The organism is Myxococcales bacterium (assembly GCA_022184915.1).
Taxonomy (GTDB): Bacteria; Myxococcota_A; Polyangia; order Fen-1088; family Fen-1088; genus JAGTJU01.
Genome location: JAGTJU010000005.1, coordinates 570,972 through 584,357 on the forward strand (window position 1 = coordinate 570,972; position 13,386 = coordinate 584,357).

Below are 13,386 nucleotides of genomic sequence, written 5' to 3' on the forward strand. Positions count from 1 at the left end.
AGACTTAGCCTTGACTAAGTCCACACGCCACCGCATACCTCAGAGATGAAGACGGTGACAACGCATGAAGCCAAAACGCATCTTTCGCGTTTGCTGGCGGAGGTCGAGGCCGGCGAGGAGATCATCATTCTTCGCGGCAGTGTCCCCGCCGCCCGCCTGACCGCGGTGGACGCGACATCGAATCGTTCGACCCGGCCGCGCGTGGGGGTCGCGACATCGAAACCCGTACGACAGGAGGCAGACGTGTTTGCGCCTCTCGAGGGTGAGGATCTCGATGTGTGGGGAATCGGTTGAAGCTTCTGCTCGATACCTGTTCCTTCATCTGGCTCACCTGCGAGTCCGAGAAGCTCAGCGAGAACGCCCGCGAGGCCATCGATACATGCCGGGACATCCTCCTCAGTGATGTCTCCGTCTGGGAGATATGCACCAAGTGGCAGACGAAAAAGCTCGGGCTGCCGGCTCCCCCGCGCACCTGGATCGAGGAGCAAGCGGCGGTGTGGCAACTGACCCGATTGCCCATCAGGTCGGGCGATTGCTATCGTTCGACGGAACTGCCCGAAGTTCATCGCGATCCCTTCGATCGGTTGCTGGTGTCCCAGGCCATCGAGGGTGGGTTGACGCTGGTGACCCCCGATGAATGGATACATCGGTACCCCGTGAACGTGCTCTGGTGAGATGCGACCAAGCGGCTGAATGGGTTCGGCCATGTTGGCGGCCGTCCCAGCTCGCTGCCGGGCAGCGCGACCTTGCGCCCCTCATCATGGCAGGCCGTGGTAACGTCCACGGTCATGAGGTCGAGTGAGATACGGCGCTTTCCGGCCACCGGTGCGGCGGTTCTGGCTTGTATCCTCGCCGCGGCTCCTGCCGCCGCGAAGGAAGCGCGAGGACGAGCCAAGGCTGAAAAGACCGACAAGCCTTTCCCCGTGCTCATCAAGAACGATTGCGATCGCGCTATGGAGGTGCGGTTCGTTCTCGTCCCGCCGGGCCTGGGAAAGAAGAGAGCGCTGGCGCTCTACGAAGCGGCACCCGTCACGGTGTTGCCGCCGCACTCGGCCCAGACGCGCAGCATGCGTCCCCACGAGCAGCTGGTGGTGCTTCGCGAAAGACACTCCTACGGGACCGCCGGGTTCGATGAAGTCCTCGTTGGCGCTAGTCTCATTCTTTCGGGTGAGACGTGCAACGCTATCTCGTCGGAGGCCGAGCCCAAAGCCCAACGAAGCTGAACCGCGGGGGGAGTGGACGGATCCACGTGCGCCCCCCCAAGGCGGCCCACATTCTCTCGCAGATGGCGGTAGACCCACATTCGCCGCAGGTGACGCCCACAGCATGGCGCGATGCGCCATGCGCTGCGACCACGTCGCCGCTGCCAAATGGGTCGCCCCGGTCAATTAACGCCCTCAGCGCAGCCTGAATGTTGTTCGAGTTCACGATTCGTCAACAGAATCGTCAATGCCAGGCGATGAGTCGTCAACCTGAGGCGAGAATCGTCAACCGAATCGTCAACTTGTGGATGCGCCTGCCCTCGTCCGAATCTCCGAATCGGATCCCATCCTGCCTGCCTCGCGTCTCGACAACCTGCTGCCCCACCGCCGGAAGCCGCCAGCCTGACCCGGAGGACAGGCTTCAGAAGCGGCGCGCATCATGGGGACTGTCTCGAATTACCGACCACCGAAGCATGGCCCATGCCCGCCTCGACCTCAGAGGAAGCACCCCACAGATGCTCGTTGGGACCGGCCCCCCACTTCGCCGTCGTCGTGGGTCGATGCGGTCAGCGCGGAGACCGGCCACCCTGCATCTGCATCGTCCGTTGTTGAAGTGCCAGATTGGCAGCAGCGGCCGCTTGAGCCGCAGTGATGGGACCGGCAAGCGATGATACTGCGGCCGAAGGCGCACCTGGTTCTGAACGAGCGACGACAGGCGAAACCTGGCATACACAAGCGCTCGCACCGGGTCCCATCGATGATTGATCTCCGACAGCAACCATCCCGGCGAAGTGTAGACCCCAACCGGTACAGATCTCCACGCATTGCTTGGGCCCGCCCTGAACCTTCCATCCACTCGCGCACCCCGAACTGAGGAAGATCGCTAACACCAGAAGTCTGTTCAGTTTCATCATCATCTTTCTTCGGGCAACCCAGGTTCTCGAGACCGGACTTTACGGCACGCCGCACCAAGCGCGTCGCATGCCGCGGTGGCGCCGGTCGTCCGCCACCGCCAGATGGTGAATCCAGCCCCGGACACCGTCGAAGCTCGCCATTGCGGCGCAGGGCCTGTCGAGCGCCGCTGGTTCTGCAGGTGCGGGATTCGCAGCGCCCGGCCATGACCGGCAGGTGCGCATTGGGTGTTAGCGTACACAACGAACCTGAGACGTCTCGCCCACGCCGAGACCGTTCGTGACGCCGGACTCGAAACCTACGAACCACGCGAATGGGGGACTGCCCGCCACCGGGGAAGAGGTCCAAAAACTTGCGGACTTCGTGCCCGGGAACACCGCTGTGTCTATCGCAGGCTCACTCCTCGTGAAGTCTACGATTGTCAGAAGTTCTTTCACGCTGGGCAAGCGAAAGTTGGCTCCGACCGTGGGGCAATAGGTCTTCGCATCGGCCCACGTTTTTGCTTCAGGGGCTACAGAACGTTGCCAGGTCAGCCCTGTTTTACCGTCGACCACCTCGGTCGCACTCACGGTAAAGCGTGGCGACGGATAGCATGGCAAACCGGCAAACGCCGCGGTCGCCGCCAAGACGGTCACAAAGGAAGCGGCACCAAGTGCGAAGTACTTCATGATGTCTCCGATGGTTAGGTCCTCAAAGCATCGATCGCACACAACGAACCTGGACTGTACTGCTAACGGTGCTTGTGCTCGCGCTGCCATAAAAGAAGTAGATCCCCCACGCTCTGGAGGGATCGCCCGTCACCGCGGTAGAGGTCCAGAAGTAGCTACTGGGTGTGTTGGGGAATGCCGCAATATCGATTGCGGGATCGCTGCGCGTGAAGTCAACCAGCGAATATAGCTCCACCATCGTGGGCAGACGCCAGCCGCCGCCCTTGTCAGCACAGTACTTCAAGGCCGCCACCTGGTCCATGCTCGCCGAACCGATGGGTTGCTCCCACGCGAGGTTGGTTACGTTGTCGACTACGAATCCCGAACCTGCGGTAGATGAATAGGACGTCGGGTTTGGCAGCCCCACGGCAGATGCAGGGTTGGGCATTACAAAGCCATCACACGTGCACGTGTACTTCTGACACGTCCCCCCCGCCCCACACACACCCGTTTGCCCGCAAGACGCCGCTCCCTGGTCCACGCACGCTTCGCTGCAGCAAATCTCGTTCACGCAATTGCCCGAAGCGCACCCGCCTGCAGCACATATGGCCCCATTGCCCAACTTCGGCACGCACTGGCCCGCAGAGCAATACATCGACGATGACACACAGTCGCCGTCTGCACGGCATGAACCTCTGCATTCCGTAGCGCTGAGGCAGCCCAGCCCCTTGGGGCATGCCACCGACGCAACACTCACGCAAGCACCTCTGCCGTCGCACTGACTCGCGGCCGTGTACATGGCAGCAGAGCAACTCGCGCCCGCTCCACATGCCGTGGTGCTTGGGTAGTAGGCACAGGCGCTGTCGCCATCACAAAAGCCAGTGGTGCCGCATGCATTGGCGGGCCCTTGGTTCAAGCATAAACCTCGAGGGTCCATGTTCCCAGAAGGCACCGCGCTGCATGTGCCCATGCCGTTCACGTTGCAGGCTTGGCAAACACCGCAGGTTGCGTTTCCGCAGCACACCCCATCAACACAAAATCCCGTGGCGCAGCTATTGCCCGTCGCGCATCTCATGCCCTTGCCGATTTTCTGCTTGCACATGTCGCGATCGCAATAGAAATCGATGCTGTTGCCACAATCGGCGTCAACGGTGCAAGACCCGGTACAGGTGCCATCTCTACACGCGAGCCCCATCGGGCAAGGGCTTGGAACCGCTGGGCTGCATGCACCAGCGCCATTGCAATTGCGTTGCGGCGTATGCACGCCTTCAACGCACGTTTGAGGGCCACCACACAGAGTCGCAACACCGTAGAACGCACAGCCCCCTCTCCCATCGCACAGGCCAGTGGTGTCGCACTGGCCTTTGTCTTGGCAGATCTTGCGTGGGTCTGCGGCGTTTTCTGGAACCGGTTTGCAAACACGAAGCGAGCCCGGAAGATTGCAAGCTTGGCACTTTCCGGTGCACGCAACGTCGCAACACACGCCATCAGCACAATGGTTTGAAGTGCAGTCGCTGTCAGAAACGCACTCTGCTTTCGCTCCCCCGTCACCAGCCGTTGGGCCGGAAAGCGCATCGTCACTGGAGCCCCCGTCGGCCTCGACGATGAGTGTCGCTGCCCGCCGGGGAATGGCGCCACAAGTACCATCAAGGCAGGTCTGCGTCTCGTTGCACGCAATCACGGCTGACGCGCAGCTCCTGTTTAGCCTCACAGTCAAGAAAGCATGCTTGTCCTTGATCAAGAAGGTCGTCACTTTCTGCGACACGACCGCCACGTCGTCGAGAAACGCCGTGACGGTGACCCTCATTTCCTCGCCGTCAGCGCCAGGTGAACTAACGGGTCTAAAGGTTACGGGGAATGTTTGCGGCGCCAGCAGATCCAGTATTTGAGGAGCGCTGGTTCCGCGCACGTTCGCGTACGTGGCCTCTATTCTGTTTACCTCGGTGCCTACCGCAAATTCGCTTTCGACGGTCACAGCTAACGACGTTCGCAAGACCGTTGTTTTCGAACATGACATTGCCCCCAAACAAAGCAGCCACACCGAAAGATTGCGTTTGCCAAGTTGAGTCATACCTCGTCCTTTGCTCACGGCGCTGAGTCGCAAAGCGGAGCACCACAGTCGATGACTGTCTTCGTTCCTGAACTTGCCACTGCAAACAGAACCGCAGAGCTCACCACGACGGCGGCCATACCCGTCCAGAACCACCACTTGTGAGTCATCGGCTTCTGCGCGTCGTCGGCTTTGGGCTCTACGGACTTCGCGTTCACCAAGGGCGATTGTTGGGGGGGGCTGTTTGTTGGCACATACGCAGGCACGACGTCAGGCGCTGCCACATGCTCCGGCTTTGGAGGCTCACTCTTTGAGCTGGCCGTACGTTCGCGTTCCTCGTTGCCTGCCCGGCGCTCGAGCTCTTTGTCGATCTCCGCAATGAAGTCTTGTGCCCGGCCGTCGCGCGCCAGATCCTTCCGCTTGTTCGCACGCCGAAATTCCACGAACCGTTTGCGCGCGTCTTCTAATCTATCGTTTTGCTGGTAACAACGCGCCTGGTTGAACACCCAGATGGCATCCTGCGTTTCAGCGTAAAGCTCTGCCAGAATGCTTATGCCTTTTTCCAGGTCGTTCGCCAAACAAGCCGCCATCGCTTCGCCAACGCGAGGATCAACCTCGTCTCCTTCTTCAGCCTGTGCCCCGGGTGACACCACGGACAAAACAGCAAGTGTAAGCGTGAAGAACGCTGCGAAATGTGTCGGAGATGAGCGCATCGTCTGCATACGATAAAGAACCCTCAAAATTCTAGGGAAGGTATAATTTTCTTCTTGGGCTTCGGTGGCACGGGTGGGGGAGCCGGTCCAGGTGCAACCACGTTGACAGGGGCTCCTCGAAGCTTTGTCGTTTGAGGTGAATGGATGGCCGGCGCCGGTGTGCCATCAACCTGCGCACCCATTCGGTCACGGTGTACCTTGGATTTACGGCGTGCTACAGGGGCAGGTACAGGGTGGGCGTCTTGCACCATTGGCTGCGTAGGCGGGGTTGGAGCCACCTCAACTGGCACGGGTAGAGCTTCCCGGGGAGGCGCCAAAACCGGTCCAGGCGTCACAACCGGCACAGGAGCTGTCACGCGCGCTTCGCCTCCCCGCCGACCCATCCACAAAAACGCCACGACACCCCCGAACACGACTACAGCCAACAAAAGCACAACGTGCTTGCTCGACGAACCCGCATTCCGTGGCACTTGACCGAGGTCAGTCTGCATTTTGGCGTGCAGGTCATTCCCCCCTTGTTTGGTCGCTGCCGGCAGCGGCGTGGTTGGTCGGACCGACCTAGGCGCAGGCGTCTCGGGTGGCGTAGCAACAGCCGCACTGGTTCGGTCCGCTTCCGGTAACGTCATCGTCTTCAGAGGCGCATTTTCCTGTGCAGTCACCGCCATCAATGCTGTTTGAAGCTCAGACATCGTCGCAAAGCGATCCTCGCGCCTCTTCGACAATGCCTTCAAGATGATGCCTTCAACGTCGGGTGGAACCTTCGCATTGAACGCTGATGGCAACGGCGGTTGCTTCGTCACATGCGCCACCAGGATCTCGCCCATGCCTGTGCCGACAAACGGCGTCCGACCACACAACATCTGAAACAGAATCACGCCCAACGCATAGATATCCGTGCGGCTGTCAATGTCGGCGTTGATCCCCAAGCACTGCTCCGGCGACATATACGGCGGCGTGCCCATCACTGCCCCGGTGTTTGTGCCGCCGTTGCTGCCCGCCATTTCGGGGCGCAGCTTAGCGATGCCAAAATCAAGCACCTTGACGTGTTCGCCGCGGCCGCTTTCTGCCGCTACCATGTGCAAGTTGTCGGGCTTCAAATCGCGGTGGATGATTCCCTTGGCGTGCGCTGCTGTCAAAGCTGCCGCAGTCTGGTGGGTGATTCGGATGGCCGTGGAAACGTCCAGCTGCTTTTCGCGCTCGATGAGCGCCCGCAAACTTTCGCCCGCCAGCAACTCCATCACGATGTAGGGGATGCCATCGTCCAACTCGCCCATGTCGAAGATCTCGACGATGTGCGGATGCCTGATCGCGCTCGCCGCCTTCGCCTCGTTAAAGAACCGGCGAATCAGCGATTCGTCTTCGGTGTGCTCGCGCTTCAAAACCTTGATCGCCACCTTGCGATCAATGAACGGATGCTCCGCAACATAAACCGCCCCCATGCCCCCCACCCCCAACAGCGAAACCACGTTGTAGTTGTTGACCTTACGACCAACAAACGATTGGGCCCGGCTTAATGTGGGAAACGCGTCGGACATGCGGTCAGGTCACTCTTGAACAGGCCCTAAGTTGGGTACTTTGGTTTGTTGGACCGGGACATAGCACATGGACGTGTACATGTGTTCGCGAAGCGCGCCTCGCCCGCGTCGCAGGCGATACGCGAACCCCGGCTGTGGGTTGCCGCAGATCTTGAGGCGTGCGTGCCCGGGATGGGTGACGCGAGTCGATACATGGCCAAAACGGGCTAGCGCGAGGGCTTCCCGTCCTCGGCGCGTGAATAACGTCTGCCCTCACGCGTGCTGGAGCTCGCTCGCGCGCCCTCCTCAACTCACTGCGCTTCCACCATCCGGTGAAGCACGCCCGTTCGCGAAAGGATGTAGCGCCCGCGGTCGTGGAATTCGAACCGCAACTCGTTCGATCCGGCGGGCGCGGCCGCCACGTGCTCCCACGTGTCACCCGCATCGGTGGACCGGAACACGCCCTCACTCTCGTCGCGCCGGGTGGACGGTCAGGCAGCCCCGCGAACGGACGGGTGTCTGCCCGGTCACCCAGGTCGCTCCGTCGTCGAACGAAGCGCGCAAGAGGGGACCATGCGTTTCCACAAACTGCTCGATGTAGATGGCGTGCGGCTCTGCCGCGCTGACCGCGGCGGTGAGGATCGAGCCCGGAGTTGCAAGCTCGAACAGCCGTGTGAAGGTCAGCCCGCCATCGACGGTTCGGTAGCCGTTGTTGCGCGTCACCACGGTCAATCGTTCCGCAACCGTTGGCGACTGAACGATGGCCTCGGGCGTCTCGTTGAGCCCCGAACCTGGGACCGGCCAGGGTGCGGCTCTTTTCGGGCGACAATTCGCCGACTCACTTGACGATGCGGAGGTGTGATCTATTTCCGGCGCGAAGCTTGAGTGCCGGAATCTCTGTGGATTTGACTTGGCGAGGCACTCTGAGGAATCAGACGAGCAAAGTGCACGCTCTTAGCTTTGCGCTTTGCGCTTTGCCTCGCGTTGCCCCCGCAATGGCTAAGCCCACTTGAAGCCTGTTGAAGGCGAAATGCCAACCGCCTCCGCCGCCTTTGCCGTGCTTACTCCTGATCCCACTAAGGAGGCAAAGTCCCTACGCCGCTCGTCTTTCTTTCGTCTGTCCATGCCCGCGGTCTGCGGCTTCGTCTTCGACCCTCATCCGAGGCTTCGTGCATCGCTTGCGATCAAACCTTCGCCGAGCACGCCAGTAAGCTCGTAGGCAAGACGTTCGGCGTCGGCTGCATTTACCTCGCCAAGCAGCCCGTCTACAATCATGCGGGCCAAACCGTAGGTAAGCGCTTGTGCAGCGAGCACGCCTGCGCTTCTCTTGGCAAGTTCAGCCGAGGCTTGGCCGCGATGGCGGCGCCCGAGGATTGGTTCCATCAACGCCTCGCTGGATGCGGTGAGATGGCGGAGATGCTCTGATGCGTTCAAGATCTCGGGCCTCACCAGCAAACGAAAGTAGCCTGGCTTATCGACGGCGAAACGCACATAGGCCACCCCCCTGGCTCGCTGCGCCTCCAGCGGATCCACCTCGCGCGCGGCCGCTTGGGCCAGTCGCTGGACCATAAGGTTGGCCCCCTCTTCGGCAAGGGCCACGAGCAGCGCCTCTTTGGTGGGAAAGTGGCGAAAGGGGGCCGCCACCGAAACCCGCAGCCCCTTTGCGAGAACGTTCAACTTCACGGCCTCTACCCCCTGGTTGGCCACCACCCGAAGCGCAGCGTCGAGGAGCGAGCGGCGAAGATCGCCGTGGTGGTAGCGCGCGGGCTTGCGCTTCTTCGCTGGGCCGGCGCGGCCAGCTTGTGGGAGGTGTTTGGGGGGCGGTTTGTTCGACATCGCGGATCGACGTTGCGCGAATGGGTTTTCGCAACTACGATGTTAGTGTGACTAACATAAAGCGGAAGCGCAATCCCCGATTCAACACAAGGCCATGGCTCCTGGTGGCCGCTGTGGCGTTGACTCCGTTCGGCTGTGGCCAACTCACCGTCAAAGAAATAAACGCTCGGCTCGCGGCCTCGCTGGCCGATGCGGTTACAGAAGACGAGGAGGTTAAAAGTGCGGCTCTCCTTGTCGACGCCCCTCGGCTTGGCTTGAGTGTTCAGCTGGCAGTCGGCGTTGCACACGAGGCCACCGGCACGGCCATGACCACCGAAACACCTTTTCTCTCTGCAAGCATTGGAAAGCTCTTCGTGGCCACTGCGGTGATGAAGCTCGTTGCCGACGGGCGCCTGTCGCTTGACGATCCACTCACCAAGTGGGTCCCGCTAAGCTCTATCACCGGGCTCCCCGTGGTGGGGGGGGACAGAGCGCTTGGCCGCATCACCGTGCAAATGCTTCTGACACATCGCTCTGGCCTGCCTGACTACTTTTCGGGCAAGCCACGGGCAGGAGCCGAACGTCTCTTTGATGTGATGGCCAAGCAGCCGGGCACAACGTGGACGCGCACCGCCTTGCTTGACTACGCCCGCCAGCACTACGACCCAGTGGGTGCGCCCGGCACAATATTCGCCTACGCCGACACGAACTACGACCTCCTCGGCATGGTGCTCGAAGGCGTAGTGGCGGGTGGAGCCCATGCCATAGCCGCGGGCGCCCCTCCCACATTCCATCAGGTCGTTCGCCAAGAGGTGCTCACGCCGCTTGCACTCGGGTCCACGTGGTACCACGCGTTCGAGACAGCTCCTCCCGGGCTCCCTACAACCGCCGACGTTTTCATCAAAAGCGTGAACATGACGGGGGCGAGCTCGCTCTCCGCGGATCAGGCGGGCGGCGGCTTGGTAACAACGCTGGGCGATCTGGGGCGCTTCATTCGAGCCCTGGTCGAAGGTCGTCCGGTGCCGCTATCAACCATGGCCACCGCGTACACGAAAGACGCCATGCATGCGGGCATTGACGTGGGGCTGTGCGCGTGGCGGATTCGCCCTCGGGGGATCTTCTTCGCTCTTGGCGGTTTGCCTGATCTGGTTGGGCATTCCGGCGCAACGGGCGCCTTCGCCTACTATGCTGCGGAGCACGACGCGGTGATTGTTGGCACCTTCAATCAAACCACTTGGCAGGAAAACCACGTTAAGTTCTTATTAAGCGACGTTCTACCAGTGCTGGCCCGCGCCCGAAGGAGCTGAGCTCAACAATGATGTTTCAAGTGGTCCAGCTATAGCTGGCCCAGCTTGATTGACAAAGCCGTCCTACAAATGAAGCTCTTTCTCATGTTTATCGAACTCAAGAACTACCAGGCAAATAATCTCAGAGCGCGAAGCCGATAGGGTGCAGATCTTTTGAGGCGACAAAGACCCTCGAGAAAACGAGGAATTGTTGAAGAAGGATGGGGTCAATCGGTGTACGTAATTGGTGCGAACAAAGTTACGTGACCAAAGGACCCCACGGACATGGAAGCACAAGCGGTCGTCGTTGAGAACCCCTTTGATGGAGCTCGGCAAAAATTTGATGAGCTGACCGAGCTACTGGGGTCCGGGGAGAGACTCAAGATGGAACATGGCGAGATCGAGTCGCTTTTGGAAACCGAAGGGCGGGAGCTGCTGCGTCGGCTGTTTCAAGCCCACATGGAAAGTCGAGGCGAAGGGCAAGTGGCGGGCGGACGTGTGGAGGGCTCGGACGGAGAATCGCGAACGCACGAGCGTGTGACGAGCCGGAAGCTCAAGACGGTTTTCGGAGAAGTGGAGGTCGAGCGAGCGGGATACCGGAGCAGAGTGGTCGGCACGCTGTTTCCGAGAGACGCGGAGTTGAACCTGCCCCCCGACGCGTATTCGCATGGGGTTCGCAAGCGTGTGGCCACCGAGGCTGCCAAGGGCTCTTTCGACAACGTCACAGAAGCGATGGAACAGACGACCGGGACCGCCGTTCCAAAGCGCCAGGCTGAACAGTTGGCGGTCAAGGCGGCGCAGGACTTCGACGGCTTCAACGAATCGCGGCGAGCCACCTCGGCCGGGTCGGCCGAGTCGGGGCAGATCGTGGTTCTGTCCGTCGACGGCAAGGGAGTGGTCATGCGTCCCGATGACCTTCGACCTGCCACGCGCAGGGCCGCCGAGCAACGCGAGGCTCGGCTCGACAAGCGTCGCAGCAAGGGTGAAAAGAGCGGCAGCAAGCGGATGGCCACTGTGGCAACGGTGTACACCATCGACGAATTCGTGCGAACGCCTGCTGACGTTGCTCTCGACCTCTCGCGTGTTCTGGAGGAGGAGGTGAAACGGCCGCGGCCGCAGAACAAGCGGGTCTGGGCCAGTCTGCGAAGAATACCTGCTGAGGTAATTTCCGAAGCCTTCGAGGAGGCTGCGTACCGTGACCCAAAGCGAGAAAAGCCGTGGGTGGCTTTAGTCGATGGGAACGCCACTCAGCTCGAGATCATCGAGCAGCAAGCCCGAGACCGCAAGGTCAAGGTCACGATCGTCATGGACATTATTCACGTGCTTGAATACCTGTGGAAAGCGGGCAATGCGTTCTGCGGCGAGGGCACCAAGGCGGCGCAGGACTGGGTGACCGAACGGCTTCTGCTGGTACTCCGAGGGCGCAGCAGCCTGGTCGCCGGCGGGATTCGTCGAAGTGCCACACGTCGAGGCCTACGTAAAAGTGATTCCCGCTGGCGAGCGGCCGACAGCTGCGCGAGATACCTCCCTCAACCACAAGGAATTCCTTCGCTACGACCAAGCGCTCGCAGCAGGGTTTCCAATTGCGACCGGCGTGATCGAAGGAGCCTGCCGTCACTTGATCAAGGACCGCATGGACATCACGGGCGCACGATGGTCACTGGACGGCGCGGAAGCCATACTGAGGCTTCGCTCTCTCCGAGCCAGTGGCGACTTCGACGACTACTGGTCTTTTCATGAGCGGTCGGAGCTCAGGCGGCATCACGAGAGTAGATATGCAGACGGCAAGGTGCCTTCCACAGAGATCCCGGCGCTCAAGGCTCGCGCCAGACGTAAACCACACCTCCGCATCGTCAAGTGAGTCGGCGAATTGTCGCCCGAAAAGAGCCGCACCCAAGCCGATAGGTAGATCAAAGGGTGCCTTGGGGTCGAGGGGGCAGGGGAAGGGGGGCAAGGAGGGTGGAAAAGATTGGCGGATTGGCCGAGGAAAGAGGACGGTGAGGGGGGCCTGTCGAACGATGATAACGGCGGCCAAGGAGGCGACGATCAGCCACTGGCGACGGGGGGCGAGGGCTGCCTTGCAGGATGCGGCAAAGGTGGTGGTTCTGAAGAATCGGTCTGGATCAGTTGCGGTTGCGCTTTGACCTTGGCCATCGCGTGTTTGTGACGGCGGGAAAGCAGCACGTGCGTTGGGGCACGCGCCGCTTTTGGATGCCCAACGATTTTCTGCACATCAGGCCGCACGACCCGCTGGACGTTTTCGACGCGCGCGCCGGCACCACGATAGTGAAACTTCATATGCCCGTTGAAGAGCTGGGCTGGAATTTTTACGCTTACGCGGTTACCGAGTCGGTCACCACCACGTCGAACCTGGGGGCGCTGGCGGGGGCTGCGCGTGGAGAATTCGTTCTTGGCGCGGCAGAGCTGGGTCTAAATTTAGGGACGATCTTGCAGGGCCATCAGGCGCCCAAACTGCAGGCCGACATTTCCACAGGGCTTGGCCCGTTCGATGTTTTTGCGGACGTGGCCTTGCGGCAAGGCAGCGAAATTGATCGCGTGCGCTACAAACTGAACGCCACGATTGGCCCACCACCCCAGCGACTGGCGCAGAGAATTGCGCTCATCTGATTGCCTAACGGCCTAACGTCGCCGTCGGGCAAAAACGTGGCGAACGGCAAGCTGCGGAAACGGAGACAACCTCAACTCACCGCCGCCGCCAGATTCTGCGGCTGCACCCGCCTGCTTTCCTTCAACGCCAAGCGACGCCTCGGCCTTCAGCCTAAGACCTCGCCAGGGGATGCCGATGCCGCAGTCCTGCGAATCTGGCGAAATCGCCGTCGCATGTTACGAGCTCGCAGCCATGCTCGATGGCAAGCGCCGCGTGGTAGGCATCGGCAACAAGTTTGCCGCGTGCCTTGGCTTGGGCGCAAAGGTCGGCAAAAATTCTCCAACTGCTTGCGCCGTGGGTGAGCGGGCGCGCGTGGGAACGGGACCGCAAGCGATCAATGAAGGCGATGGCGACTGAGGTATCCGTAGGAGCTTCCCAGATCTTGGGATTCGTCACAATCCTCACGAACCCGCTGGCTCCCAAGTCCGACAAAGCAAACGGCTCTGGGCCTCGGGCAAGGCCGATCAGCCATTGCGCGTATCGATCGTGTTCGGGGGACTCTGCGCGATGCGCGTAGATGAGGACGTTGACGTCAGGAATCAGCACGTTGCGACCTAGGTATGCGCAACGATTCGAGGT

General features: G+C 61.0%; 14 protein-coding genes. 6 read left to right on the forward strand and 8 right to left on the reverse strand.

Annotated elements, in window-relative coordinates; all coding sequences use genetic code 11:
* The first annotated feature begins 45 nt into the window (after positions 1–45).
* From KA712_20850 to KA712_20860, 3 genes are all read left to right on the forward strand, one after another.
* Entirely contained in the window at positions 46–294 is a 249-nt protein-coding gene (locus KA712_20850) for a type II toxin-antitoxin system prevent-host-death family antitoxin (protein ID MCG5055422.1), read from the forward strand.
* Positions 279–674 (forward strand): type II toxin-antitoxin system VapC family toxin, encoded by a 396-nt coding sequence (locus tag KA712_20855; GenBank protein ID MCG5055423.1) that lies wholly within the window; start codon positions 279–281, stop codon positions 672–674. Before KA712_20850 ends, KA712_20855 begins: the two co-directional genes overlap by 16 nt.
* A 114-nt stretch (positions 675–788) precedes the next feature.
* On the forward strand, positions 789–1,223 hold the full coding sequence (locus KA712_20860) for a hypothetical protein (protein MCG5055424.1): 435 nt from the start codon (positions 789–791) through the stop codon (positions 1,221–1,223).
* Positions 1,224–2,344: 1,121 nt separating this feature from the next.
* Here KA712_20860 and KA712_20865 read toward each other — a convergent pair.
* From KA712_20865 to KA712_20895, 7 genes are all read right to left on the reverse strand, one after another.
* Positions 2,345–2,872 carry a DUF1566 domain-containing protein gene (locus KA712_20865; protein ID MCG5055425.1) on the reverse strand — a complete coding sequence of 176 codons (528 nt, stop codon included), beginning with the start codon at positions 2,870–2,872 and terminating at the stop codon, positions 2,345–2,347.
* On the reverse strand, positions 2,805–3,956 hold the full coding sequence (locus KA712_20870; protein ID MCG5055426.1) for a DUF1566 domain-containing protein: 1,152 nt from the start codon (positions 3,954–3,956) through the stop codon (positions 2,805–2,807). Before KA712_20870 ends, KA712_20865 begins: the two co-directional genes overlap by 68 nt.
* An 890-nt stretch (positions 3,957–4,846) precedes the next feature.
* Positions 4,847–5,470 (reverse strand): hypothetical protein, encoded by a 624-nt coding sequence (locus KA712_20875; GenBank protein ID MCG5055427.1) that lies wholly within the window; start codon positions 5,468–5,470, stop codon positions 4,847–4,849.
* A gap of 77 nt (positions 5,471–5,547) precedes the next feature.
* Entirely contained in the window at positions 5,548–7,059 is a 1,512-nt protein-coding gene (locus KA712_20880; protein MCG5055428.1) for a serine/threonine protein kinase, read from the reverse strand.
* 290 nt (positions 7,060–7,349) lie between these two features.
* Entirely contained in the window at positions 7,350–7,499 is a 150-nt protein-coding gene (locus KA712_20885) for a hypothetical protein (protein ID MCG5055429.1), read from the reverse strand.
* Positions 7,500–7,503: 4 nt separating this feature from the next.
* Positions 7,504–7,764: a hypothetical protein gene (locus tag KA712_20890; protein MCG5055430.1), complete on the reverse strand. Its 261-nt coding sequence runs from the start codon at positions 7,762–7,764 to the stop codon at positions 7,504–7,506.
* 429 nt (positions 7,765–8,193) lie between these two features.
* Complete coding sequence (locus KA712_20895) at positions 8,194–8,874, reverse strand: TetR/AcrR family transcriptional regulator (GenBank protein ID MCG5055431.1); 681 nt, start codon at positions 8,872–8,874, stop codon at positions 8,194–8,196.
* Between the two features lie 20 nt (positions 8,875–8,894).
* On the opposite strand from KA712_20895, the gene KA712_20900 reads away from it, so the two are divergent.
* From KA712_20900 to KA712_20910, 3 genes are all read left to right on the forward strand, one after another.
* Positions 8,895–10,160: a beta-lactamase family protein gene (locus KA712_20900; protein MCG5055432.1), complete on the forward strand. Its 1,266-nt coding sequence runs from the start codon at positions 8,895–8,897 to the stop codon at positions 10,158–10,160.
* Between the two features lie 264 nt (positions 10,161–10,424).
* Positions 10,425–11,879, forward strand: coding sequence for an ISKra4 family transposase (locus KA712_20905; GenBank protein ID MCG5055433.1), 1,455 nt, complete (start codon positions 10,425–10,427; stop codon positions 11,877–11,879).
* A 387-nt stretch (positions 11,880–12,266) separates the two neighbouring features.
* Positions 12,267–12,767: a hypothetical protein gene (locus tag KA712_20910; GenBank protein ID MCG5055434.1), complete on the forward strand. Its 501-nt coding sequence runs from the start codon at positions 12,267–12,269 to the stop codon at positions 12,765–12,767.
* 151 nt (positions 12,768–12,918) lie between these two features.
* Here the strand turns inward: KA712_20910 and KA712_20915 are convergent, their stop codons facing one another.
* Positions 12,919–13,353: a type II toxin-antitoxin system VapC family toxin gene (locus tag KA712_20915; protein MCG5055435.1), complete on the reverse strand. Its 435-nt coding sequence runs from the start codon at positions 13,351–13,353 to the stop codon at positions 12,919–12,921.
* Positions 13,354–13,386: the final 33 nt, after the last annotated feature.

What these genes read in the sequence shown, in the direction of transcription:
- KA712_20865 (MCG5055425.1), bottom strand. Translation starts at nt 2,872, where the DNA reads ATGGCAGCGCGAGCACAAGCACCGTTAGCAGTACAGTCCAGGTTCGTT.
- KA712_20860 (MCG5055424.1), top strand. Translation starts at nt 789, where the DNA reads ATGAGGTCGAGTGAGATACGGCGCTTTCCGGCCACCGGTGCGGCGGTT.
- KA712_20850 (MCG5055422.1), top strand. Translation starts at nt 46, where the DNA reads ATGAAGACGGTGACAACGCATGAAGCCAAAACGCATCTTTCGCGTTTG.
- KA712_20880 (MCG5055428.1), bottom strand. Translation starts at nt 7,059, where the DNA reads ATGTCCGACGCGTTTCCCACATTAAGCCGGGCCCAATCGTTTGTTGGT.
- KA712_20900 (MCG5055432.1), top strand. Translation starts at nt 8,895, where the DNA reads ATGGGTTTTCGCAACTACGATGTTAGTGTGACTAACATAAAGCGGAAG.
- KA712_20895 (MCG5055431.1), bottom strand. Translation starts at nt 8,874, where the DNA reads ATGTCGAACAAACCGCCCCCCAAACACCTCCCACAAGCTGGCCGCGCC.
- KA712_20905 (MCG5055433.1), top strand. Translation starts at nt 10,425, where the DNA reads ATGGAAGCACAAGCGGTCGTCGTTGAGAACCCCTTTGATGGAGCTCGG.
- KA712_20870 (MCG5055426.1), bottom strand. Translation starts at nt 3,956, where the DNA reads ATGGGGCTCGCGTGTAGAGATGGCACCTGTACCGGGTCTTGCACCGTT.